The 23,216-nt window shown below is 71.3% G+C and carries 22 protein-coding genes; 18 read left to right on the top strand and 4 right to left on the bottom strand.

The annotated features are described in order from the left end of the window. Nucleotides 1-158: 158 nt before the first annotated feature. A complete protein-coding gene (locus tag ACFZBB_RS09020; protein ID WP_391119348.1) occupies nt 159-974 on the top strand; it encodes a helix-turn-helix domain-containing protein in 816 nt (271 codons plus the stop codon). A 224-nt stretch (nt 975-1,198) separates the two neighbouring features. Next, nucleotides 1,199-2,089, top strand: a complete 891-nt coding sequence (locus ACFZBB_RS09015; protein ID WP_391119345.1) for a DMT family transporter — start codon at nt 1,199-1,201, stop codon at nt 2,087-2,089. Between the two features lie 118 nt (nt 2,090-2,207). Here the strand turns inward: ACFZBB_RS09015 and ACFZBB_RS09010 are convergent, their stop codons facing one another. Next, a complete protein-coding gene (locus ACFZBB_RS09010) occupies nt 2,208-3,416 on the bottom strand; it encodes a DNA glycosylase AlkZ-like family protein (protein ID WP_391119342.1) in 1,209 nt (402 codons plus the stop codon). 38 nt (nt 3,417-3,454) lie between these two features. After that, the gene (locus tag ACFZBB_RS09005; protein WP_391119339.1) at nt 3,455-4,237 is read right to left on the bottom strand and encodes an enoyl-CoA hydratase-related protein; all 783 of its coding nucleotides are present in this window, start codon (nt 4,235-4,237) and stop codon (nt 3,455-3,457) included. A gap of 355 nt (nt 4,238-4,592) precedes the next feature. Between ACFZBB_RS09005 and ACFZBB_RS09000 the strand changes: the two genes are divergently transcribed. Further along, entirely contained in the window at nt 4,593-5,063 is a 471-nt protein-coding gene (locus ACFZBB_RS09000) for an ATP-binding protein (RefSeq protein ID WP_391119337.1), read from the top strand. 117 nt (nt 5,064-5,180) lie between these two features. On the opposite strand, the gene idi is transcribed toward ACFZBB_RS09000, so the two are convergent. Next, on the bottom strand, nt 5,181-5,843 hold the full coding sequence (gene idi / locus ACFZBB_RS08995) for an isopentenyl-diphosphate Delta-isomerase (protein ID WP_355339441.1): 663 nt from the start codon (nt 5,841-5,843) through the stop codon (nt 5,181-5,183). 55 nt (nt 5,844-5,898) lie between these two features. Next, nucleotides 5,899-6,939, bottom strand: coding sequence for a cation diffusion facilitator family transporter (locus tag ACFZBB_RS08990; RefSeq protein WP_391119335.1), 1,041 nt, complete (start codon nt 6,937-6,939; stop codon nt 5,899-5,901). Nucleotides 6,940-7,308: 369 nt separating this feature from the next. On the opposite strand from ACFZBB_RS08990, the gene ACFZBB_RS08985 reads away from it, so the two are divergent. From ACFZBB_RS08985 to ACFZBB_RS08915, 15 genes are all read left to right on the top strand, one after another. Then, nucleotides 7,309-9,240, top strand: coding sequence for a DUF5941 domain-containing protein (locus tag ACFZBB_RS08985; RefSeq protein ID WP_391120118.1), 1,932 nt, complete (start codon nt 7,309-7,311; stop codon nt 9,238-9,240). Further along, nucleotides 9,237-9,992 (top strand): phosphocholine cytidylyltransferase family protein, encoded by a 756-nt coding sequence (locus tag ACFZBB_RS08980; RefSeq protein ID WP_355339445.1) that lies wholly within the window; start codon nt 9,237-9,239, stop codon nt 9,990-9,992. Before ACFZBB_RS08985 ends, ACFZBB_RS08980 begins: the two co-directional genes overlap by 4 nt. Further along, nucleotides 9,980-11,041, top strand: coding sequence for an iron-containing alcohol dehydrogenase (locus ACFZBB_RS08975; protein ID WP_391119333.1), 1,062 nt, complete (start codon nt 9,980-9,982; stop codon nt 11,039-11,041). Before ACFZBB_RS08980 ends, ACFZBB_RS08975 begins: the two co-directional genes overlap by 13 nt. Then, on the top strand, nt 11,019-11,798 hold the full coding sequence (locus ACFZBB_RS08970) for a CDP-alcohol phosphatidyltransferase family protein (protein ID WP_188282694.1): 780 nt from the start codon (nt 11,019-11,021) through the stop codon (nt 11,796-11,798). The genes ACFZBB_RS08975 and ACFZBB_RS08970 overlap by 23 nt, the downstream gene beginning before the upstream one ends. A gap of 44 nt (nt 11,799-11,842) precedes the next feature. Further along, nucleotides 11,843-12,688 carry a glycosyltransferase gene (locus ACFZBB_RS08965; RefSeq protein WP_355339541.1) on the top strand — a complete coding sequence of 282 codons (846 nt, stop codon included), beginning with the start codon at nt 11,843-11,845 and terminating at the stop codon, nt 12,686-12,688. Between the two features lie 80 nt (nt 12,689-12,768). After that, on the top strand, nt 12,769-13,698 hold the full coding sequence (locus ACFZBB_RS08960) for an ABC transporter permease (protein ID WP_391119331.1): 930 nt from the start codon (nt 12,769-12,771) through the stop codon (nt 13,696-13,698). After that, a complete protein-coding gene (locus ACFZBB_RS08955; protein WP_391119329.1) occupies nt 13,685-14,494 on the top strand; it encodes an ATP-binding cassette domain-containing protein in 810 nt (269 codons plus the stop codon). Before ACFZBB_RS08960 ends, ACFZBB_RS08955 begins: the two co-directional genes overlap by 14 nt. A 306-nt stretch (nt 14,495-14,800) precedes the next feature. Then, nucleotides 14,801-15,691, top strand: coding sequence for a squalene synthase HpnC (hpnC, locus tag ACFZBB_RS08950; protein ID WP_391119327.1), 891 nt, complete (start codon nt 14,801-14,803; stop codon nt 15,689-15,691). Then, a complete protein-coding gene (gene hpnD, locus ACFZBB_RS08945; RefSeq protein ID WP_391119325.1) occupies nt 15,688-16,632 on the top strand; it encodes a presqualene diphosphate synthase HpnD in 945 nt (314 codons plus the stop codon). Before hpnC ends, hpnD begins: the two co-directional genes overlap by 4 nt. Before the next feature lie 144 nt (nt 16,633-16,776). After that, nucleotides 16,777-18,189 carry a hydroxysqualene dehydroxylase HpnE gene (hpnE, locus tag ACFZBB_RS08940; protein ID WP_391119322.1) on the top strand — a complete coding sequence of 471 codons (1,413 nt, stop codon included), beginning with the start codon at nt 16,777-16,779 and terminating at the stop codon, nt 18,187-18,189. Further along, nucleotides 18,186-19,256 carry a polyprenyl synthetase family protein gene (locus ACFZBB_RS08935; RefSeq protein ID WP_188282688.1) on the top strand — a complete coding sequence of 357 codons (1,071 nt, stop codon included), beginning with the start codon at nt 18,186-18,188 and terminating at the stop codon, nt 19,254-19,256. The genes hpnE and ACFZBB_RS08935 overlap by 4 nt, the downstream gene beginning before the upstream one ends. A 108-nt stretch (nt 19,257-19,364) precedes the next feature. Beyond that, nucleotides 19,365-21,392, top strand: a complete 2,028-nt coding sequence (shc, locus tag ACFZBB_RS08930; protein ID WP_391119320.1) for a squalene--hopene cyclase — start codon at nt 19,365-19,367, stop codon at nt 21,390-21,392. Nucleotides 21,393-21,395: 3 nt separating this feature from the next. Then, complete coding sequence (locus tag ACFZBB_RS08925) at nt 21,396-21,998, top strand: 1-hydroxy-2-methyl-2-butenyl 4-diphosphate reductase (RefSeq protein ID WP_391119318.1); 603 nt, start codon at nt 21,396-21,398, stop codon at nt 21,996-21,998. A 5-nt stretch (nt 21,999-22,003) separates the two neighbouring features. Beyond that, on the top strand, nt 22,004-23,032 hold the full coding sequence (gene hpnH, locus ACFZBB_RS08920; RefSeq protein WP_391119316.1) for an adenosyl-hopene transferase HpnH: 1,029 nt from the start codon (nt 22,004-22,006) through the stop codon (nt 23,030-23,032). 7 nt (nt 23,033-23,039) lie between these two features. Further along, the coding region (locus tag ACFZBB_RS08915) for a flavodoxin-dependent (E)-4-hydroxy-3-methylbut-2-enyl-diphosphate synthase (RefSeq protein WP_391120116.1) at nt 23,040-23,216 on the top strand (177 nt) is incomplete at its 3' end.

The following is a 23,216-nucleotide window of genomic DNA, read 5'->3' as shown; positions in this document are numbered from 1 at the left end:
GCCGACTGCCACCACCTTGAGTGGTGACCGATGCTGAACGTAGTGACCGAGGGCCCAAGTAACTACCGGCCAATGGCAAAGAGTTGCCCTCGGATCGGCCTGGATCCGACCCCGGCTCGCTTCCGCAAGTCGATCTCCGCCGTATACGTTGTGGCGCCATGGAGACGGAGGAAGAACCGGTCAACGACCTTGTCGCGCTGGGTCTCGCGCGGTACGAGGCGCGGGTCTATCTCGCCCTCGTGCGACGCGAGTCGTACACCGCCGCGGAGGTCGCGCGGGCGGCCGACGTACCCCGGCAGCGGGTGTACGACGTGCTCGACACGCTGGTACGGCGGCGGCTGGCCACCGCGCACCCCGGCCGGGTCGCCACCTTCTCGGCCGTCGCGCCGGAACTGGCCGTCGCCCGCCTCATGGCCCTTCAGCGCGAGACCCTCGAACGCCTCGACCGCGTCTCCTCCGCGCTGACCGCCGCCCTCGTCCCGGTCTGGGCCGACGGCCGCACGCAGACCGTGCCGATCGACTACGTCGAGATCCTGCGCGACCCCAAGTCGATAGCCGAGGCGTTCACCGACATCCAGGGCCAGGCCAAGACCGAACTGCTGAGCTTCTGCAAACCGCCCTTCGTCGCCCCGGCCGCGAACACCCCCGGCATCAAGGTGGTACGTCGGCTGCGCCGCTCGGGCGGCTCGGTGCGGGCGATCTACACCCACGACTCGCTCGACGACACGGAGGTGCTGGAGAACGTGCGGCGCTTCGGCGCGGCGGGCGAGGAGCACCGTTTCACCTCCGAGCTGCCGCTGAAGCTGGTGGTCGCCGACGCGTCGCTGGTGCTCTGCGACATGCCGGACCCGGTGGCCGGGACCGGCGCGACGACCGCGCTCTACATCGAGCACCCGGCGCTCGCCGCGTGCCTGCGGCTGGCGTTCCTCACCGTGTGGGAGAGCGCGGAAACGGTTCCGAACGCGCGGCCGTGACCCGTACGGCGGCTGCGGGCGCCCTGTCGGCCAGCTGTTGTCGGCCGTCGGCCGGCTGTCCGAAGGCCGGCCGGCTCCCGTGGGACCGCCGTCCGCGAGCTGTTCGTGAGCTGTCGGTGAGCTGTCGGTGAGCTGTCCGCGTCGCTGTCCTGAAGGCGACGCGGACCTGTGGCGAAGCCCACGGAACCCCTCGATCCCGCGGTCAGTGCCTATACAGTGACCGCGTGGCCGTGTTCCTGCTGGGAGTCAGTGCCGCGTGCTGCCTCGGCCTCGGTTTCGTGTTGCAGCAGCGTGCGGCCGCGCGTGCCTCGCTCGCGGACTTCCTGTCCTTCCGGCTGCTGCTGCACCTGGTACGGATGCCGGACTGGCTGCTCGGTGTCGGCCTGATGGTCTGCGGCCAGGTGCTCGGGGCCGTCGCCCTCGTCTACGGCGAGGTCTCCCTGGTCGAACCGCTCACCGCCACCAATCTGCTCTTCGCCATGGCGCTCGCCCGCTGGCTCACCCCACGCCAGTCCCTCGGCCTCAGCGGCTGGGGCGGCGTCGTCCTGCTCGCCCTCGGCGTGACCGCCTTCATCGTCGCGGGCCAGCCGGAGGGCAGCGCGGCCGAGGCGGGGGCGCTGCGGCACTGGCTGGTCTTCGGCATCGTCGCCGGGCTCGCGCTGCTGCTCACCGGCGCGGCCAAGCGGCTGCAGCCGTCCTCCGAGGCCACGCTCCTCGCGCTGGCCGCGGGCCTGCTCTACGGACTCCAGGACGCCCTCACCCGGATCTGTAGCCAACTGGCCGGTGACGAGGGTGTGGCCGCCCTCGCCGTGCACTGGCAGCCGTACGCCATCGCCGTCATCGGCCTCACCGGCATGCTGCTCGTCCAGAGCGCCTTCGAGACCGCCTCGCTGCGGATGTCGCTGCCCGCGCTGACCGCCGCCCAGCCGCTGGCCGGAATCGCCTGCGGCATAGGTTTCCTCGGCGACCGTCTGCGCGTCACCCCCGGCGCCCTCGCCTGGGAGGCCGCCGGTCTCGCCGCCATCACCATCGGCGTGATCCTCCTCGGCCGCCACCCGGCCATGCCGCCGGGCGCCGCGGACCGCGTGCCGGTGGGCGCGACCCGTATGCGCTGAAGCCTTCCGCTGAGCCATGAGGGAGACGCCTGCAACCCTTGCGTCAACTCCGTCGCGGACCGTGTACCGGTGCGACCCGTATGCGCTGGGCGTTCAGCCGGGCCGGTCATGGGGACGCCTACAGTCCCTGCGCCCACTCCCACGCGGTCTCCGTGCCCAGGAAGCGGCCGATGTCGGCGACCTCGGCCGTGATGCCGGCGGCGACCGGGGCGGGGAGGGGGCCGGTCAGCGGTTCGACGCGGAGGGTGAGACGGCGGCCCTGCCAGGTGTGGCGCCAGGTGGCGACCACCGCGCCGTCGCGCAGCACACAGGGCATGAGCATGCCGCCGCCCGTGGCGATACGGGTCGCGAAGGCCGGGTCGAGCAGGGCGTCGCGGTCCTGGTAGCCGAGCAGATACGGGTCGAAGTGCCCGGTCAGCCGTACCCGTGGCCGGTCCGCGGGCCGCGCCGGAGGCGGCGCCGTGCCGGCCGCGGCCCACAGCGGCTCGCCGTCCGGGCCCGCGACCTGCGCGAGCCGGTCCGCCGCCGCGCGGTGGCCGCGCCTGGCCTGGCCCGGGGCCAGCCCGGACCAGCGCGCGAAGTCGGCGACCGAGGCGGGGCCGTAGGCGGTGGCGTGCCGGACGGCCAGTTCGGCCAGCGCGTCGTCACCGGTCGGGCCGTCGTCGGGGACGTCTTTCAGCCACCGCTCACGCAGGACATACGTGGACACGTCGCCCGCCGCCTCGGGGCCGCGGCACAGCACGCCCCTGGCCGCCGCGAAGAGCACGAGGTGCGCCGGGGCCTGACCGACCGGGTCCACGGCCACCCCCTCCGCCGCGAGGAGGTCGACCAGTTCGGCGCGCGGTACGGGCGGCCGGTCGGCGAGCACCCGCTCCAGGGCGGGCAGCGCCCGCTCGCACAGCTCCTCGTCGAGGCCCAGCCGGGCGCGGCGCCCGCGGTACGCGTCGGCCGCGCGCGGGCCGAGCAGCGCGGTCAGCCAGCGGACGTCCTCGGCCGCCACCGCGTGCAGGGTGCCGCGCATCAGCCAGGTGCGGACGACGGCGCGGCGGTCCGCGCCGCACGCCGTGTCCACCTCGGCCGCGGTCGGCGCGCCGTCCGTGCCGCCGGTCCGCGCCCTGACCTGGAGGCGGCACGCCTTCGCGTCCTGCGCCTGGAGACCGGCCGAGAACCGGACGGCGTCCGCCACCGTACGATCGCTGCCGCTGCCGCTGCCGCTGCCGCTGCCGCTGCCGCCCGCCCCGTCGCCCGCGCCGTCGCTTCCGTCCTCTGTCAGGCCCTGGGAGCGGGCCCGCCAGCGGCGGACCTCGGCCGTCGTGAGCCGTGCCATCGACTTCGTTCCTCCGCTCGGTCGGCCGCGCAATGGCTTCAGTCCGCTGCCGGGGTCCAGGTGAAGCGCGGCTCGCGGCGTTCGAGGAAGGCGGCGACGCCCTCGACGGTGTCGCCGCTGAGGGCGGCCTGCCGGGCCCAGTGGGCGGCGCGGACCGCGTCGTCCGACGCGTCCGCCGTCGCGGTGAACTCCTTCGCGGCGGCCTGGGTGAGCTGCGAGCGCGACCTCAGCACCCCGGCGAAGTCCGTGACCCGCTTGTCCAGCTCGTCCTCCGGCAGCACCTCGTCCACCAGGCCGGTGCGCAGCGCCCGCTCGTCGTCGATCAACTCGGCCGAGAACAGCAGGTGTTTGGCGGTGCCGGGCCCCGCGAGCCGGACCAGGCGCCGGGTGGAGGCGGCGCCGTAGACGATGCCCAGGCGCGCGGGCGTGATCCCGAAGCGGGCGCCCCGCGCGGCGAAGCGCAGGTCGCAGGCGACGGCGAGCTGGCAGCCGCCGCCCACGCAGTAGCCGCGTACGGCCGCGATCGTCGGCTTGGGGAAGGCGGCCAGCGCCTCCTCCGCGGCCATGGCGGCGGACTGCGCGCCGCTCGACGAGTCGGGGTCGGCGAGGTCGGTGATGTCGGCGCCCGCGCAGAAGGTGTCGCCCGCGCCGGTGAGGACCAGCACGCGGACGGCGGGATCGACCGCGAGGTCTTGGAGGAGTCCCGGCAGCGACTGCCACATGGCCGTCGTCATCGCGTTGCGCCGGGCCGGATTGCTGATCGTCACGGTCGCGGTGCCGTCCGCGGCGCTGACGAGCAGCCCAGGGCCGGAGGTGGACATGCGTGCTCCTTCACGGGGGCGACATGCGCTGGCCGGTGCCGACAGATCCTATCGACCGGCGCGCGGACGGCCGGGGGCACACGGCGCCCGCGCCCGGACGCACCGGCACGCCGGTGCACGTGCAGATGATCTCGGTCGACGAGTTCGGGAAGCGTCCGAAGACTGCCGCGAATCGATCGAAAAAACGAAGTCGGCGATCGTTTCCTGTCAAAAATTACAGAAAGGTGCGGACTTACGGTTACCTGCCTGCTCGGCTCCCGCAGTTACGGACACTCGACCTGTGAGGCGGAAGCTGCCGGGGCTGTCGGCAGGGGCCGCGGGGACACGTCACGCGAAAGCGACGGTGGGTGCGGCCATGGAGGTGCGCGGGAGCGTCCCGCCCGATCAGGCTCCGGCTCCGGCTCCGTACGAGGGGGTGTGGCGGTTCACCGCCCCGGCTCTCGACTCGTCCGTGCCCCCGGTGCGGCGCGGGGTGCGCGCCCTCATCGCCGACCAGGGGGTGCCGATCGACGAGGACCTCCTGTACGGACTGCTGGTCATCGTCTCGGAACTGGTCACCAACGCGGTGAAGCACGCGGCCGTGCTGTCGCCCGAGATCACCGTCGAGGTCGCGGTCGGCGCCGACTGGATCAGGATCGCCGTCGAGGACAACCACCCGTACCGCCCCAGAGCGCTGGAGGCCGACCACGGGCAGACCGGCGGGCGCGGGCTGCTGCTGGTGAAGACGATCACCGCGGAGGCGGGCGGCCAGTGCGACATCGCGCAGACCGAGACCGGCGGCAAGGTGATCTGGGCGGCGCTCCCGCTGCGGACCACCGCTCTCTGAAACCCCGGCCCGTCCTGCGCTGACCTGCCTGCCCGTCCTGCGCTGACCTGCTGCCGGCCCGTCCCGCGCTGCCCTGCCCGTCCTGCCCGGTGCCGGACGGGGACCGCCGGACGGGGGCTACCAGCCCGCCGTACCGCCGGTGACCTCGCGCACGGTCGGCAGCGCCGCGTCGAGCACCGTCTGGAACCACGCCGAGAAGGGTCCGTCCGCGCGCAGCCGCGCCAGCTCCTGCGGGCCCACGAACGCCGTGTCGTCGATCTCCTCGGGGTCCGGCCGCAGCGCGTCGCCGATCAGCCCGACGAACAGGTGGTTGTACTCCTGCTCCACCAGACCGGAGGCCGGGTCCGGGTGGTTGTAGCGGACCGTGCCCGCCTCGCGCATCAGCACCGGCGCCGCGCCCAATTCCTCGGCGGTGCGCCGGGCCGCGGCCACGAACGGCTGCTCACCGGGGTACGGGTGCCCGCAGCAGGTGTTGGACCAGACACCGGGGGAGTGGTACTTGCCCAGCGCGCGGCGCTGCAACAGCAGCCGGCCCTCGCCGTCGAAGAGGAACACCGAGAAGGCGCGGTGCAGGCGTCCGGGCGCCTGGTGCGCGGACAGCTTCTCCGCGGTGCCGATGGTCCGGCCGTCCTCGTCGACGAGTTCGAGCAGGATCGGTTCCGCCACGGCTTGACCCGCCGGGGTCTGCTCGGCATCTGCCAGGGTCTGCGCGGCAACACCATTGGGCGACGGTACGGCGGTGGGGGAGCCGGGTCGGCCGGTGGCAGGACTGGTGGGCATGTCCATCCTTCGCTTTCGACGACAGGCCCTCAGTCTGCCTCACTTCGCGTCCCGCTCAGTGGCAGAGCCGTGCCTCGTGCTCCGCGTGCCCGACCGGCTCCAACTGGAAGGTGCAGTGCTCCACATCGAAATGCGTGCCGAGGCAGCCCTGAAGGTCGTGCAGCATCTTCTCGTAGCCGACCGCCTCCAGGACCTCCTGGCTGACCACCACGTGTGCCGACAGCACCGGCATCCCCGAGGTGATCGTCCACACATGCAGATCGTGCAGGCCCTCCACACCGGGCAGCCCCTCGATGTGGCTGCGGACATCGCCCATGTCAACGCCCTTGGGCGCGGCCTCCAGCAGGACGTCGACGGCCTCGCGCAGCAGCTTCCAAGTGCGCGGCACGATCATCAGACCGATCAGCAGCGACGCCACCGGGTCGGCCTGCCGCCAGCCGGTGGTCATGAACACCACGGCCGCCACGATCACCGCGAGCGACCCCAGCGCGTCCGCCATCACCTCGAGGAAAGCGCCCCGCACATTGAGGCTCTCGCGCTGCCCGCGCATCAGCACAACGAGTGACACGGAGTTCGCGACCAGGCCGATCGCGCCGAAGACGACGGTGCCGCCGCCGTCGATGTGCTGCGGGCTGATCAGCCGCCGTACGCCCTCGTAGAAGATGAACGCGCCGACGCCGAAGAGCAGCACCGCGTTGAGGACCGCCGCCAGGATCTCGGCGCGCGCGAAGCCGAAGGTGCGGCGCTCGCTGGCGGGGCGGTTGGCGATGTGGATGGCGAGCAGCGCCATCGCGATACCGGCCGCGTCGGTCGCCATGTGACCGGCGTCGGCGAGCAGCGCGAGGGAGTCGGTGACCGCGCTGCCGACCACCTCGACCGCGAGCACGAAGAGCGTGATGCCGAGCGCGATCCGCAGCCGGCCGCGGTACGCGGAACCGGCCGTGCCGTCGGCGCCCGGCCGCAGACCGTGGCTGTGGTCGTGACCGTGGCCCTTCCTCCGGCCGCCGTCGCCGCCGTCCTCCCGCTCGCCGTCGCGCTCCTGGCCGCCGCTGCGCGTGCGACCTTCGCCGTGGCCGTGCGCGTGGCCTGACCCCATGGCCGCGTCCCCCTCTCGTCGGACCGCCGTGCCATCCGGTGTGCGGCGGTCAGTCAACACCGGTTACCCACCGTGGGCAAGCCGGTACTGGAGACCGTTGTCATGTGCGGTGACCTGCGGTGATGAGGCGCGCAGAAGGGGCGCGGGGAACACCGCCCACCTCACCCGTACGGGTGAGCGCGTCCGTCGTTTGTCCGGGCGCCCGTGATCAACGATGATGATCACGCCGGGCACGCCAAGTTCAGGCGAACGGGCGGTGAACGGTGGCGGACGTGGATCCGATAGCCTCTGCCGTCGTGCCTGGCCCGGACTTGCCGACCGCGGCTCGTACAGGCAAGCCCTTCGCACGCATCCAGGGAGTGAGTTCCTCTGTCGACCGCCATTCTCACCGGCCCGCCCGCCGCGGGATCAGCGTCGCCGCTCGCGGACGACCTGCGGGCGCTGGGATTCCAGGTGGTCGAGGCGGACACGCCCGTCGCCGTCGCCGCGCGGCTCGCCCAGGTGCCCGCTGCCGACCGGGTCGCCGTCGTCGACCGCCGCTTCGTCGGCCACCGGCACGCGCTGCGCCTGGCCCTGACCGACCCGCGCTTCGACACCGCCGCGATTCCGGGCGCCGTGTCCGCGAAGGCCGCAGGCCGCCAGGCGCTGACCGCCGCGGTCACCGGGCTGACCGCGCAGGGCGGCGCCACCGTCCCGTCGCAGACCGCTCCCTCCGTACCGGCCTCGTCCGTATCGGCCTCCGCCGCCCCCGGCGGCACCCTGCTGTCCGCCGCCGACGGTGACACCGCCCCCGCCGCCCGCGCGGCCACCCTGCCCGGCATCGTCCCCGACGCGCTGGCCGCCGCCCTCGACGCGCAGGGCGCCGCCCCGCACCGCCCCGAGCTGGGCGTCCTCGTCGCGGCCGTCCCCGCCGACACCGCCGAGCGCACCGCGACGGCCGAGGCCGTCGCCGCCGTGGACGAGGAGGCGGTACGGCTGCGCAGCGCGGTGAAGTCCCGCGACGGCTTCTTCACCACCCACTGCATCAGCCCGTACTCGCGCTACCTCGCCCGCTGGTGCGCCCGCCGCGGCCTCACCCCGAACCAGGTCACCACCGCGTCGCTGCTGGTCGCGCTGATCGCCGCGGGCTGCGCGGCCACCGGCACCCGGACCGGATACGTCGCGGCGGGCGTCCTGCTGCTCGCCTCGTTCGTCCTGGACTGCACCGACGGCCAGCTCGCCCGCTACTCCCTCCAGTACTCCACGCTCGGCGCCTGGCTCGACGCCACCTTCGACCGGGCAAAGGAGTACGCCTACTACGCGGGCCTCGCGCTCGGCGCCGCCCGCGGCGGCCACGACGTATGGGCGCTCGCGCTCGGCGCGATGGTCCTCCAGACCTGCCGCCATGTCGTCGACTTCGCCTTCAACGAGGCCAACCACGACGCCACCGCCAACACCAGCCCCACCGCCGCGCTGTCCGGCAGGCTCGACAGCGTCGGCTGGACGGTGTGGGTACGGCGGATGATCGTGCTGCCGATCGGCGAGCGCTGGGCGCTGATAGCCGTGCTCACCGCGGTCACCACCCCGCGCGTCACCTTCGTCGTCCTGCTGGTCGGCTGCGGCCTCGCCGCCTGCTACACCACCGCGGGCCGCGTCCTGCGCTCACTCACCCGCAAGGCCCAGCGCACCGACCGGGCCGCCCAGGCGCTCGCCGACCTCGCCGACAGCGGGCCGCTCGCCGAGGCCGGGGCCCGGATACTGCGCCCGCTCGCCGGTCGTATGCCGTCCTTCGCGGCGCCCGCGGTCGCCCTGCTCGGCGCCGCCGCGGTCACCGCCACCGCCGCGCTCTCCTCCCGGGGCAGCTGGTGGCCGCCGCTGGTGGCCGTGGTCTACGTCCTGACCTCGTCCTTCGCCGTCTCCCGGCCGCTCAAGGGGGCCCTGGACTGGCTGGTCCCGCCGATCTTCAGGGCCGGTGAGTACGGCACGGTGCTGGCCCTCGCGGCCGTCTCCGGGGTAAACGGAGCGTTGCCCGCTGCTTTCGGCCTGGTGGCCGCGGTCGCCTACCATCACTACGACACGGTGTACCGCATCCGCGGCGGCACCGGGGCGCCGCCGCGGGCCCTGGTGCGGGCGGCCGGCGGACACGAGGGCCGCACCCTGGTGGTCGCCCTCCTGGCCGCCGTCGCACACCACACAGGCTTCACGGTCGCGCTGACGGTGCTCGCCGCGGCGCTCGCGCTGCTGGTCCTCACCGAGAGCGTCCGCTTCTGGGTGTCCGCAGGGGCTCCCGCTGTACACGACGAAACAGGAGAACCCGCATGATCGGCCTCGTGCTGGCGGCCGGCGCCGGAAGACGCCTGCGCCCCCACACCGACACCCTGCCCAAGGCGCTGGTGCCGGTCGTCGGTCCCGAAGGGGCTGCGGACAGCCTGACCGTCCTGGACCTCACCCTGTCCAACTTCGCGGAGATCGGCCTGACCGAGGTCGCCGTCGTCGTCGGCTACCGCAAGGAAGCGGTCTACGCGCGCAAAACGGCGCTGGAGGAGAAATACGGCCTCACCCTCACCTTGATCGACAACGACAAGGCCGAGGAGTGGAACAACGCCTACTCCCTCTGGTGCGCGCGCGACGTCCTCAGGCACGGGGTGATTCTGGCCAACGGCGACACCGTGCACCCGGTGTCGGTGGAGAAGACCCTGCTGGCCGCGCGCGGCGGCGGCAAGCGGATCGTTCTGGCCCTGGACACCGTCAAGCACCTCGCCGACGAGGAGATGAAGGTCGTCGCCGAGCCCGGCAGGGGAGTGCGGCGGATCACCAAGCTGATGGACCCGGCCGAGGCCACCGGTGAGTACATCGGCGTCACCCTCATCGAGGGCGAGGCGGCGGCCGAGCTGGCCGACGCGCTCAAGACCACCTTCGAGCGCGACCCCGACCTGTACTACGAGGACGGCTACCAGGAGCTGGTCAACCGCGGCTTCACCATCGACGTCGCCCCGATCGGTGACGTCGCCTGGGTCGAGATCGACAACAACGACGACCTCGCCAAGGGGCGGGTGATTGCGTGCCAGTACTGACCAGGCTCATCCCCTCCCCGGTCGTCGTCGACATCAGGGGCGGCGCGATCGCCGACCTGGCCGTACTCCTGGCCGATCAGCGGATCTCCACCTCCGGCAAGCTCGCCTTCGCCGTCAGCGAGGGCTCCGGGCTCAAGCTGCGCGACCGGCTGGCCCCCGAGCTGCCCGGCGCGGACTGGTACCCGGTGCACGGCGGCACCATCGACGCGGCCGTGAAGCTCGCCGACTCCATGCGCGGCAAGCGCTACGACGCGGTCATCGGCCTCGGCGGCGGCAAGATCATCGACGTCACCAAATACGCCGCCGCACGGGTGGGCCTTCCCATGGTCGCCGTCGCCACCAACCTCTCGCACGACGGCCTGTGCTCACCGGTCGCCACCCTGGACAACGACAACGGGCGCGGCTCCTACGGCGTCCCGACGCCGATCGCGCTGGTCATCGACCTCGACGTGATCCGCGAGGCGCCCGCCCGCTACGTCAGGGCCGGCATCGGCGACGCGATCTCCAACCTCTCCGCGCTCGCGGACTGGGAGCTGTCCCACCGCGAGAACAGCGAGCCGATCGACGGCCTGGCCGCGGCGATGGCCAGGAGCGCCGGCGAGTCCGTGCTGCGGCACCCCGGCGGCATCGGCGACGACGACTTCCTGGTCACGCTCTCCGAGGGCCTGGTGCTGACCGGCATCGCCATGTCGATCAGCGGCGACACCCGCCCGTCGTCCGGCGCGTGCCACGAAATCAGCCACGCCTTCGACCTGCTCCACCCGCAGCGGGCCGCCGCCCACGGCGAGCAGGTCGGCATCGGCGCCGCCTTCGCGATGCACCTGCGCGGCGCGCGCGAGGAGTCGGGCCTCATCGCCGAGACCCTGCGCCGCCACGGACTGCCCGTTCTCCCCGAGGAGATCGGCTTCACGGAACCGGAGTTCGTCGAAGCGGTGCGCTACGCGCCGCAGACCCGCCCCGGCCGCTTCACGATCCTGGAACACCTGGACCTCTCCGCCACCGAGATCAGGGACGCATACGTCGACTATGTCAAAGCCATCAGTAGCTGAACTGCGCCCGGTCGTTCACCCCCCCGGGGTCAAGGACCGCCGCAGCGGCGAACACTGGGCCGGCCGGCTCTACATGCGTGAGCTGTCGCTGCGCATAGACCGGCACCTCGCGCCCACCCGCGTCACGCCCAACCAGTTGACGTACCTCATGACCGTCTTCGGCGTCCTCGCCGCCCCGGCGCTGCTGGTGCCCGGGATCGCGGGCGCCGTCCTCGGCGTGCTGATGGTGCAGCTCTACCTGCTGCTGGACTGCGTGGACGGGGAGATCGCCCGCTGGAAGCAGCAGTTCTCGCTGTCCGGCGTCTATCTCGACCGCGTCGGCGCCTACCTGTGCGACGCCGCCGTCCTGGTCGGCTTCGGGCTGCGCGCCGCCGACCTGTGGGGCAGCGGCCGGATCGACTGGCTGTGGGCGTTCCTCGGCACCCTCGCCGCGCTCGGCGCGGTGCTGATCAAGGCCGAGACCGACCTCGTCGGGGTCGCCCGGCACCAGGGCGGGCTCCCGCCGGTCAAGGAGGCGGCGTCCGAGCCGCGCTCCTCCGGAGTGGCGCTGGCCCGCAAGGCCGCCGCCGCGCTGAAGTGGCACCGGCTCGTGCTGGGCGTCGAGGCGTCCCTGCTCATCCTGCTGCTCGCGATCGTGGACCAGGCGCGCGGCGACCTGTTCTTCACCCGGCTCGGCGTCGCCGTGCTGGCGGGCATCGCGCTGCTCCAGACCCTGCTGCACCTGGTCTCCGTCCTCGCCTCCAGCAGGCTGAAGTGAGCACGCAGGGGACGCCGCTGCGCGTCGGCGCGGTCATCATCACCATGGGCAACCGCCCCGCGGAGCTGAACGACCTGCTGGACTCGGTCGCCAAGCAGCAGGGCCCGCCGGTGACGGTCGCCGTGGTCGGCAACGGGTCACCGCTGCCGCCGCTGCCCGCCGAGGTGCGCACCGCGGAGCTGCCCGAGAACCTGGGCATCCCTGGCGGGCGCAACGTCGGCATCGAGATGTTCGGCCCCGGCGCCGAGGAAGTGGACGTCGTCCTCTTCCTGGACGACGACGGGCTGCTGCCGGGCGACGACACCGCGGAGCTGGTCAGGCGGGCCTTCGAGGCCGACCCCGAGCTGGGCATCATCAGCTTCCGGATCGCCGACCCCGAGACCGGGCAGACGCAGCGCAGGCACGTCCCCCGGCTGCGCGCCGCCGACCCGATGCGGGACTCGCGGGTCACCACCTTCCTGGGCGGCGCGTGCGCCGTGCGCAGCCGCGTCATCCAGCAGGTCGGTCCGCTGCCCGCCGAATTCTTCTACGCGCACGAGGAGACAGATCTGGCCTGGCGCGCTCTTGACGCGGGTTGGCTGATCGACTATCGGCATGACATGGTGCTGTTCCACCCGGCGACCTCACCCGCCCGGCACGCGGTGTACCACCGGTTGGTGGCCCGTAACCGGGTGTGGCTGGCCCGGCGTAATCTGCCCTGGCCGCTGGTCCCGGCGTACCTCGGCGTCTGGTTCGCGCTGACGTTGGTGCGCAGGCCGTCCGGGCCGGCGCTGCGAGCGTGGCTCGGCGGATTCCGTGAGGGATGGACAACCCCCTGTGGCCAACGGCGGCCGATGCGCTGGCGGACCGTCTGGAGGTTGACCCGGCTAGGCCGACCCCCGATCATCTGACAAGCTCGGACCTGAGAGCATCAGGCGCAGCCCGGGATTCCCCTGCCCCGGCGCGCACCTTGAGGACGAAAGTGTCAACTGTGAGCGAGACAACGCACAATGGTGCGGTCGCCGTCGGTGTCCCCCCGGCACCCACGGCCGATGACGGCCTCAGCCCCGCCCAGGTAGCGGCCAAGTACGGCTTGTCCGTCAGTGGCGCCCGGCCCGGCCTGGTGGAGTACACACGGCAGCTCTGGGGCCGTCGACATTTCATCAACGAGTTCGCCAAGGCGCGCACCCAGGCGCAGTACACCCAGGCCCGCCTCGGCCAGCTCTGGCAGGTGATGACGCCCCTGCTGAACGCGGCGGTGTACTACCTGATCTTCGGCCTGCTGATCGGCACCAGCAAAGGCATCGACAACTTCATCGCCTTCCTGGTCACCGGCATCTTCATCTTCACCTTCACGCAGTCCTCGGTACTCAGCGGCGTGCGGGCGGTGTCCGGCAACCTCGGTCTGATCAGGGCGCTGCACTTCCCGCGCGCCTCGATGCCGATCGCCTTCACGCTGATGCAGCTCCAGCAGCTCATCATGTCGATGTTCGTCCTGCTGGCGATCGTGCTGATGACCGGTGAGGTGCCGAACGCCTCCTGGCTGCTGATGTTCCCCGCGCTGATCACGCAGTGGGTCTTCAACACCGGCCTGGCGCTGATCGTGGCGCGGCTGGGCAGCAAGATGACGGACCTGGCGCAGCTCATGCCGTTCATCCTGCGCACCTGGATGTACATGTCCGGCGTCATGTACAGCATCGAGAAGCTGACCAGCACCGCGCCGCACTTCGTACGCATCCTGCTCGACATCAACCCGGCCGCGGTCTACATCGATCTGATGCGCTTCGCGCTCATCGACAGCGTGACCTCCTCCCAGTTGCCGCCGCACGTGTGGGCGTCCGCGGTCGGCTGGGCCGTGCTGGTGGGCGTCGGCGGCTACGTCTACTTCTGGAAGGCGGAGGAGCAATATGGCCGTGGCTGAGCAGCAGAGCGTCGAGAGGGCACAGCAGCCCTCCGACAGCCGCGTTCCCACCGTGATAGTGGACGACGTGCACATCGTCTACACGGTGCACGGCGCGGGCACCGGCAAGGGCAGTGCGACCGCCGCCCTTGGCCGGCTGATCTCCCGCAAGGGCTCGCCGAACGTCCGCCGGGTGCACGCGGTCAAGGGCGTCAGCTTCACCTCGTACCGCGGTGAGGCGATCGGCATCATCGGTTCCAACGGCTCCGGCAAGTCGACGATCCTGCGCGCCATCGCGGGTCTGCTGCCGCCGGAGAGCGGGAAGATCTACACCGACGGCCAGCCGTCGCTGCTGGGCGTCAACGCGGCGCTGATGAACGACCTCACGGGTGAGCGCAACGTCATCCTGGGCGGTCTGGCCATGGGCATGACGCAGGAAGAGGTGCGCCGCCGCTACCAGGGGATCGTCGACTTCTCGGGCATCAACGAGAAGGGCGACTTCATCTCACTGCCGATGCGGACGTACTCCTCCGGCATGGCGGCGCGCCTGCGGTTCTCGATCGCGGCGGCCAAGAACCACGACGTGCTGATGATCGACGAGGCGCTGGCCACCGGCGACCGCGCGTTCCAGCGCCGGTCCGAGGCCCGGATCAGGGAGCTGCGCAAGGAAGCGGGCACGGTCTTCCTCGTCAGCCACAACAACAACTCCATCCGCGACACGTGCGACCGCGTGGTGTGGCTGGAGAAGGGCGAGCTGTTGATGGACGGTCTGACCGACGACGTGCTCAAGGCGTACGAGGAGTACACCGGCAAGTAGCGTTCCCGGCCTGCTCGCAGGCGTACGAGGTCCCCGTCGGACGATCCGGCGGGGACCTTGTATTTCAATCCCACCACGTGTCACGCCCCCGGCGTACGCCGCAGCATCACCGGTCGTAAGCTGTACCGGTGCTGGGAGCCTGGAGATGATCGAAACCGCTGACCGACACCCGGGTGCGACACCCGGTGCGGCGTGTCCGAAATGGGAAGTTTCTGCTGGGCGGTGTAGAACGGGGGGTGTGGCGGCCATGATGATCGGGACCATCCTGCTCCGGGGCACGCTCGCCGCCTGTGTGCCGGGAAGAGCATGGTGACCGGGGACGCCGAGTCCCGGGCCGTCCTGGACAAGGCCGCGCGCGAGAACTTCCCCGTGGCACCGGTGTTCCTGCCGCGTGCCTGGCGCCGGGACCTGATGGCGGTGTACGGATTCGCCCGGCTGGTCGACGACATCGGCGACGGCGACCTGGCGGGGGGCGGCCGGGAGGACGCGCTGCGACTTGGACTGTCCGCCGACTCCGCCGACGACCGGCTCGCGATGCTGGACGCCTTCGAGGCCGACCTCAACCGCGTGTTCGACGGCACTCCCCGGCACCCGCTGCTGCTCGCGCTCCAGCCCACCGTCCGCCGCCACGACCTCAGCCCCGAGCCCTTCCTCGGTCTGATCGCCGCCAACCGGCAGGACCAGCAGGTGCGGCGCTACGCGACCTACGACGACCTGCTGGCGTACTGCGAATTGTCCGCCAATCCGGTCGGCCGGCTGGTGCTGTCCATCACCGGCACCTCGACGCCCGAGCGCGTCCGGCGCTCGGACGCGGTCTGCACCGCGCTCCAGATCGTGGAGCATCTCCAGGACGTGGCCGAGGACCTCGGCCGCGACCGGATCTATCTGCCCGCCGAGGACATGAAGCGTTTCTCGGTGGAGGAGGCCGATCTCGCCGCCGCGACGGCCGGCGCACAGGTGCGCGCCCTGGTCGCGCACGAGGCGGAACGCGCCGGATACTTGTTGGATGAAGGTACCCCCCTGGTGGGCAGCGTCCGTGGCAGGCTCAGGCTGCTGCTCGCCGGATTCGTCGGCGGCGGCCGTGCCGCGCTGAAGGCGGTCGAAGCGGCGGGGTACGACGTACTGGCGGTATCGCCGAAAGCCACCAAGCCCAGCCTGCTGCGCGAGGTGGGGTCGACATTGCGAAGAGAGGGGTGAGCCGGACCGTGAACGGTTCCGCCCACACGTCCGGTCCCGTGCTCGCGGCCTACCGCTACTGCGAGGCTGTGACCGGCCACGAGGCCCGCAACTTCGCGTACGGCATCCGCCTGCTGCCCGCCCCCAAACGGCAGGCGATGTCCGCGCTGTACGCGTTCTCCCGCCGGGTCGACGACATCGGCGACGGTGAACTGCCGCCGCAGGAGAAGGCCGAGCGGCTCGACGGCACCCGCGCGCTGCTCACCCGCGTCCGCGCGGGAGAGGTCGCGGAGGACGACACCGACCCGGTCGCGGTCGCGCTCGCCGACTCCGCGCGCCGCTTCCCGCTGCCGCTCGAAGGGCTCGACGAACTCATCGACGGCGTCCTGATGGACGTCCGCGGCGAGACCTACGAGACCTGGGACGACCTCGCCGTGTACTGCCGTTGCGTGGCCGGCGCGATCGGACGGCTCTCGCTTGGCGTGTTCGGCACCGCGAATGGGCACGATCATGCGCGTGCCGCAGAATATGCCGACACGCTCGGCCTCGCCCTGCAACTCACCAACATCCTGCGGGACGTCCGCGAGGACGCCGCGAACGGACGGACGTACCTGCCCGCCCAGGATCTCGCCAAGTTCGGCTGCGCGGCCGGTTTCCACAGCGATACCGCGCCGCCCGGCTCCGACTTCCCCGGTCTGGTGGAATTCGAAGTACGGCGCGCCCGCGCCCTGTTCGCCACCGGATACCGGCTGCTCCCGATGCTCGACCGGCGCAGCGGCGCCTGCGTCTCGGCCATGGCCGGGATCTACCGCAGGCTGCTCGACCGGATCGCCGCCGACCCCGGGGCCGTCCTGCGCGGCCGGGTGTCACTGCCCGGACGGCAGAAGGCGTACGTCGCCGTCCGCGGCCTCGCCGGGCTCGACGCCCGCAGTACCGCCCGCTCCCCACGAGGTGACGCGTGAGACCGTCCCGCGACGGCGCGGGTCCGCGCGCACGGCACGGGGCACGGTACGCGAACGACGAGGCAACCACCGGGACACGTACGGCGTCACTGCCAGCAACGGTTCGCCGCGCTGGACACGGCGGGGCCGAAGGGGGGAGGACGCATGACCACGCATGAGCGGATCACCACCGACGGCGGTGGCATGCGCACCGCCGTCGTGGTCGGCGGCGGACTCGCCGGTACGACGGCCGCGCTCGCGCTGGCCGACGCCGGGGTGCGCGTCACCCTTGCCGAGGCCAGACCCCGACTCGGCGGCCTCGCCTTCTCCTTCAAACGCGGCGAGTTGACCGTCGACAACGGCCAGCACGTCTTTCTGCGCTGCTGCGACGCCTACCAGTGGTTCATCGATCGGATCGCGGCCCGCGACCTGGTGACCCTTCAGGACCGGCTGGACGTACCGGTGCTGGAGGCCGACACGCTCCGGCTGGGGCGGCTGTCCAGGACCGCGCTGCCGGTGCCCATGCACCTGGCCGCGAGCCTGGTCCGCTACCCGCATCTGAGCCTGCGTGAACGGGCCTCGGTGGGCCGCGCCGCGCTCGCGCTGGGCCGCCTCGACCTGGACGACCCGGCCCTGGACCGTACGGACTTCGCGAGCTGGCTCAGCGCGCGCGGGCAGTCGGCGCGCACCATCGAGGCGCTGTGGGACCTGGTCGGTGTGGCCACGCTCAACGCGCGGTCGGCCGACGCCTCGTTGGGCCTGGCCGCGAAGGTCTTCAAGACCGGACTGCTCTCCGACCCGGGCGCCGCCGACATCGGCTGGGCCTCGGCGCCGCTGGGCGACCTGCACGACGGCCGGGCCCGCGCCGCGCTGGACGCCGCGGGCGTACGCACCATGCTGCGCTCCCGTACCACCGGCATCAAAGAGGCGGCGGACGGCGGCTGGCATGTCTCGATCGAGACCGGACCGGGACGTGGCGAGCAACTCGACGCGGACATCGTGGTGTTGGCGGTCCCGCAGCGCGAGGCACACGGCCTGCTGCCCGCCGGATCGCTCGAAGATCCGGAAAAGCTCTTGCGCATCGGTACCGCTCCGATCCTCAATATGCATGTGATCTACAACAGACAGGTGCTCCGACAGCCGTTCTTCGCGGCACTCGGCAGCCCCGTCCAATGGGTCTTCGACCGCACCGTCAGTTCCGGGCTCACCGGCGGCGGTCAGTACGTGGCCGTGTCCCAGTCGGCGGTGGAGGACGAGATCGACCTCCCCGTGGCCGAGTTGCGCGCCCGCTACCTGCCCGAGCTGGAACGGCTGCTGCCCGCGGCCCGCGGCGCGGGCGTCCGCGACTTCTTCGTCACCCGGGAACGCACCGCGACCTTCGCGCCCACTCCGGGTGTCGGGAGCTTGCGGCCCGGTCCGGTGACCCGCGCCCCCGGCCTGTACCTGGCCGGGTCGTGGACCGCCACCGGCTGGCCCGCGACCATGGAGAGCGCGGTGCGCAGCGGCCTGCACGCCTCCCGAGAAGCGTTGTCCGCGCTCGGGATGCCATTCGACAACGGCGTCCTGGAGGCGGCATGAGTGCTATTGGTGCAACCAGAGGAGAGAACGTGACCGCCACCGGCGTCATCGAACTGCTGGAAAACGGCCGCATCCTGACCACACCCGTACTGCGCGCGGCCGTGGCCCGCCTCGCACCCCCGATGGACACCGTCGCCGCCTACCACTTCGGCTGGATCGACGAGGCGGGCCGCCCCGCGGACGGCGACGGCGGCAAGGCCGTACGCCCGGCGCTGGCCCTGCTGTCCGCGGAGGCCGCGGGCGCCTCGGCCGAGACGGGCGTACCCGGCGCCGTCGCCGTGGAACTGGTGCACAACTTCTCGCTGCTGCACGACGACCTGATGGACGGCGACGAGCAGCGGCGGCACCGCGACACGGTGTGGAAGGTGCACGGTCCCGCCCAGGCGATCCTGGTCGGCGACGCGCTCTTCGCTCTCGCCAACGAGCTGCTGCTGGAGCAGGGCACGGTCGACGCGGGCCGGGCCACCCGCCGGCTGACCACCGCCACCCGCAAACTGATCGACGGTCAGGCGCAGGACATCTCCTTCGAGCACCGCGAGCGGGTCACCGTCCAGGAGTGCCTGGAGATGGAGGGCAACAAGACCGGCGCGCTGCTGGCCTGCGCGTCCTCCATCGGCGCGGTGCTCGGCGGGGCTTCGGAGTCCGACGCCGACGCGCTGGAGGAGTACGGCTACCACCTGGGGCTCGCCTTCCAGGCGGTGGACGACCTGTTGGGCATCTGGGGCGACCCCGCGGCCACCGGAAAGCAGACCTGGAGCGATCTGCGGCAGCGCAAGAAGTCGCTTCCCGTGGTCGCCGCGCTCGCCGCGGGAGGGTCCGCGTCGGAGCGCCTGGGTGAACTGCTCGCGGCGGACGCGAAGAATCCTGAAACCGGTGCCTTCAGCGAGGAAGAGTTCGCTATGCGCGCGGCGTTGATCGAAGAGGCCGGTGGACGTGAGTGGACCTCCCAGGAGGCCAGGAGGCAGTACGCGACCGCCATCGCCGCGCTGGACAAAATGGATATGCCGGAACAAATTCAACGTAAGCTCGTTGGTCTCGCGGATTTTGTGGTGGTCCGCGAGAAATAAAGAGAACAACAGAACGAAACGTGGAGCGCTAACGTCGCCGGTCCCTCTTATGTGACGGCCGACGGCCGCCCCAACACCGCAGATAGTCTCAACTGCAAAGGGGAAGCCATGACAGCGACGACCGATGGCAGTCCAGGGACGCCAACCCACCGGACACCTTCGGCCAGCAGCACCTCGGAGCCGGACCCTGTTCCAGCCGACGGCACCGAGGCGGCGGCGCAGCGTGCCGTGCAGCGCGCCGCAGACCACCTTCTGGCACGGCAGCACCCCGACGGATGGTGGAAGGGCGACCTCGAAACGAACGTGACGATGGACGCCGAGGATCTGTTGCTCCGACAGTTCCTCGGTATCCAGGACGAGCAGACCACCGCGGCCTCCGCCCGGTGGATCCGCTCGCAGCAGCGTGAGGACGGCGCCTGGCCCACCTTTCACGGCGGGCCGGGCGACGTGTCGGCCACCATCGAGGCGTATGTCGCGCTGCGACTCGCCGGGGACTCCCCGGACGAGGCGCACATGGCACTCGCCGCCAAGTGGTCGCGCGGCGAAGGGGGAGTGGCGGCCAGCCGGGTCTTCACCCGCATCTGGCTGGCCCTGTTCGGCTGGTGGAGCTGGGACGACCTCCCGGAACTGCCGCCCGAGATCATCTACCTGCCCAAGTGGATGCCGCTGAACATCTACTCGTTCGGCTGCTGGGCGCGGCAGACCATCGTGCCGCTCACCGTCGTCGGAGCCCACCGCCCGGTCCGCCCGGCGCCGTTCGGCATCGACGAGCTGCACATCAACCCCGAACAGCCCAACCCCAAGCGGCGCAGAGCCTCCATCAGAACCTGGGACGGCGTCTTCGAGCGGCTCGACCAGGTGCTGCACGTCTACCGCCGCTTCAGCCCGCGCATGGTGCGGCGCAGCGCCATGCACGCCTGTGCCCGCTGGATCATCGAGCGTCAGGAGGCCGACGGCTGCTGGGGAGGAATCCAGCCACCCGCCGTCTACTCCGTGATCGCCCTGCACCTGCTGGGCTACGAGCTCGACCACCCGGTGGTCAAGGCCGGTCTCGACTCGCTGGATCGTTTCGCCGTGTGGCCCGAGGAGGGCGTCCGGATGATCGAGGCGTGCCAGTCCCCGGTCTGGGACACCTGCCTCGCCGCCATCGCGCTCGCCGACGCGGGCCTCCCCGCGGACGACCCGGCGCTCGTCAAGTCGGCCGAATGGATGCTCGGCGAGCAGATCACCCGGCCGGGCGACTGGTCCGTGCAGCGGCCCCAGCTCGCCCCGGGCGGCTGGGCGTTCGAATTCCACAACGACATCTATCCCGACATCGACGACACCGCCGAGGTCGTCCTCGCCCTGCGCAGGATCGACCACCCGGACCGGGCGCGCGTCGACTCCGCGGTGGAGAAGGCCGTGCGCTGGAATGTCGGGATGCAGTCGCGGAACGGCGCGTGGGGCGCCTTCGACGCCGACAACACCAGCAGGTTCCCGAACCGGCTGCCCTTCTGCGACTTCGGCGAGGTCATCGACCCGCCGTCGGCCGACGTCACGGCGCACGTGGTGGAGATGCTCGCCGCGCTCGGTCTCGAGAACGACGAGCACGCCCGCCGCGGCATCGAGTGGCTGCTGGCGGAACAGGAGGACAACGGCGCCTGGTTCGGCCGTTGGGGGGTCAACTACATCTACGGCACGGGGTCCGCCGTCCCCGCGCTGGCCTCGGCCGGTCTGCCGTCGAGCCACCCGGCGATCCGCAAGGCGGTGAGCTGGCTGGAATCGGTGCAGAACAACGACGGTGGCTGGGGCGAGGACCTGCGCTCCTACTCCGACCGGGAATGGGTGGGCCGCGGTGCCTCCACCGCCTCGCAGACCGCGTGGGCGCTGATGGCGCTGCTGGCGGCGGGCGAACGGAACGGTGACGCGGTCGCTCGCGGGGTGCGCTGGCTGACCGACACCCAGCTCCCCGACGGGTCGTGGGACGAGCCGTACTTCACCGGTACGGGCTTCCCCCGCGACTTCTCGATCAACTACCACCTCTACCGCATGGTCTTCCCGCTGACCGCCCTCGGGCGATACGTCCGCGACGAGCCGTTCGGTACCGCGGGTGCCCCGGCCGTCACCGCCGGAACTACCGCTGGAAAGGGGGCCTAGTTCGTGGGCCGTACAGGACCGCCGCTGCTGGTGGTGTGCGCCCTGCGCATCGAGAAGGTCGCGCTGCGCAGGGGAGCGGCCCGGAACGCCGCCGAAAGGGTCACCGTGCTCAGGACCGGCATGGGACCCACGGCCGCCGACCGGGTGGTCCGTGAGGCCCTGCACCAACCGGAGCTGCGCGGCTCGGCCGTCCTCACCACGGGCTTCTGTGCCGGGCTCGCGCCCGGCATGCGCCCCGGTGACGTCGTGGTCGCCGAGGACGGCCACGAGAGCGAGGCGCTCGCCGCCGCGCTCAAGGCGGCCGGTCACACCGTGCACACCGGCCCCCTCGCAGAATCCGACCATGTCGTGCGGGGCGCCGAGCGCACCGCATTGGCGGCGACCGGTGCCATCGCCGTGGACATGGAATCGGCCGCGATGCGACGCGCCGCGCTCGCCGAAGGCGCGCGCCACATCGCGGCGGCCCGAGTCGTCGTCGACACGCCCGAGTTTGAACTCGTACGTGTCGGAACGCTTCGCACCGGGATCATCGCATTCCGGGTGCTCAGAGATCTTGTTCCTGCCTTTCTTGATTGGCACCGCACTACCGTGCTCCCCTGGAGGTGAGCTAGATGGCTATGCCGCTCCGTCAGACCATCCGTGTCGCGTCGTACCTCTTCGAACAGAAAATGGTCAGGCGCCGCGAAAAGTTCCCGCTCATCGTCGAGCTCGAACCGCTCTTCGCCTGCAACCTCGCGTGTGAGGGCTGCGGCAAGATCCAGCACCCCGCCAATGTGCTGAAGCAGCGCATGCCGGTGGCCCAGGCCGTCGGCGCGGTGCTGGAGTCGGGCGCGCCGATGGTGTCCATCGCGGGTGGTGAGCCGCTGATGCACCCCCAGATCGACGAGATCGTCCGGCAACTCGTCGCGAAGAAGAAGTACGTCTTCCTCTGCACCAATGCCCTTCTGCTGCGCAAGAAAATCGAGAAGTTCACACCTTCTCCTTACTTTGCCTTTACCGTTCACATTGACGGTATGCGCGAGCGGCACGACGAGTCCGTGGCCAAGGAAGGCACCTTCGACGAGGCCGTGGCCGCGATCAAGGAAGCCCAGCGTCGCGGTTTCCGGGTGACCACGAACTCCACTTTCTTCAACACCGACACGCCGCAGACGATCATCGAGGTGATGAACTACCTCAATGACGATCTGAAGGTCGAGGAGATGATGCTGTCTCCCGCGTACGCCTACGAGAAGGCGCCCGACCAGGACCACTTCCTGGGCGTGGCGCAGACCCGTGAGCTGTTCAAGAAGGCGTTCGACGACGGCAACCGGCGCAAGTGGCGGCTCAACCACAGCCCGCTCTTCCTGGACTTCCTGGAGGGCAAGGCGGACTTCCCCTGCACCGCGTGGGCGATCCCCAACTACTCGCTCTTCGGCTGGCAGCGCCCCTGCTACCTGATGGCCGACGGGTACGTGGCCACGTACCAGAAGCTCCTGGACGAGACGGACTGGGACAAGTACGGCCGGGGCAAGGACGACCGGTGCGACAACTGCATGGCGCACTGCGGTTACGAGCCCACGGCCGTCATGGCCACCATGGGCTCCCTGAAGGAGTCCATCCGCGCCGCCCGTGAGACGGTCGCCTCCAACAGGGCGAAGTGACCTGACGATGACAGCAGTCGAGCCGGTCGCGCTCGGCCTGCCCTCCCTGCCGGCCCGGCCTCTGGCGACGCGTCGTGTTTCGCGTCGTCTCCAGGTCGGGTCGGTCCCGGTGGGCGGGGACGCGCCTGTTTCCGTCCAGTCGATGACGACGACCCGTACCTCTGACATCGGTGCCACTCTTCAG

This window comes from Streptomyces sp. NPDC008139 (genome assembly GCF_042957025.1).
Classification (GTDB): Bacteria; Actinomycetota; Actinomycetes; order Streptomycetales; family Streptomycetaceae; genus Actinacidiphila.
The sequence above is the reverse complement of the archived record's forward strand: the minus strand, read 5'-3'. Positions and strand labels throughout refer to the sequence as shown.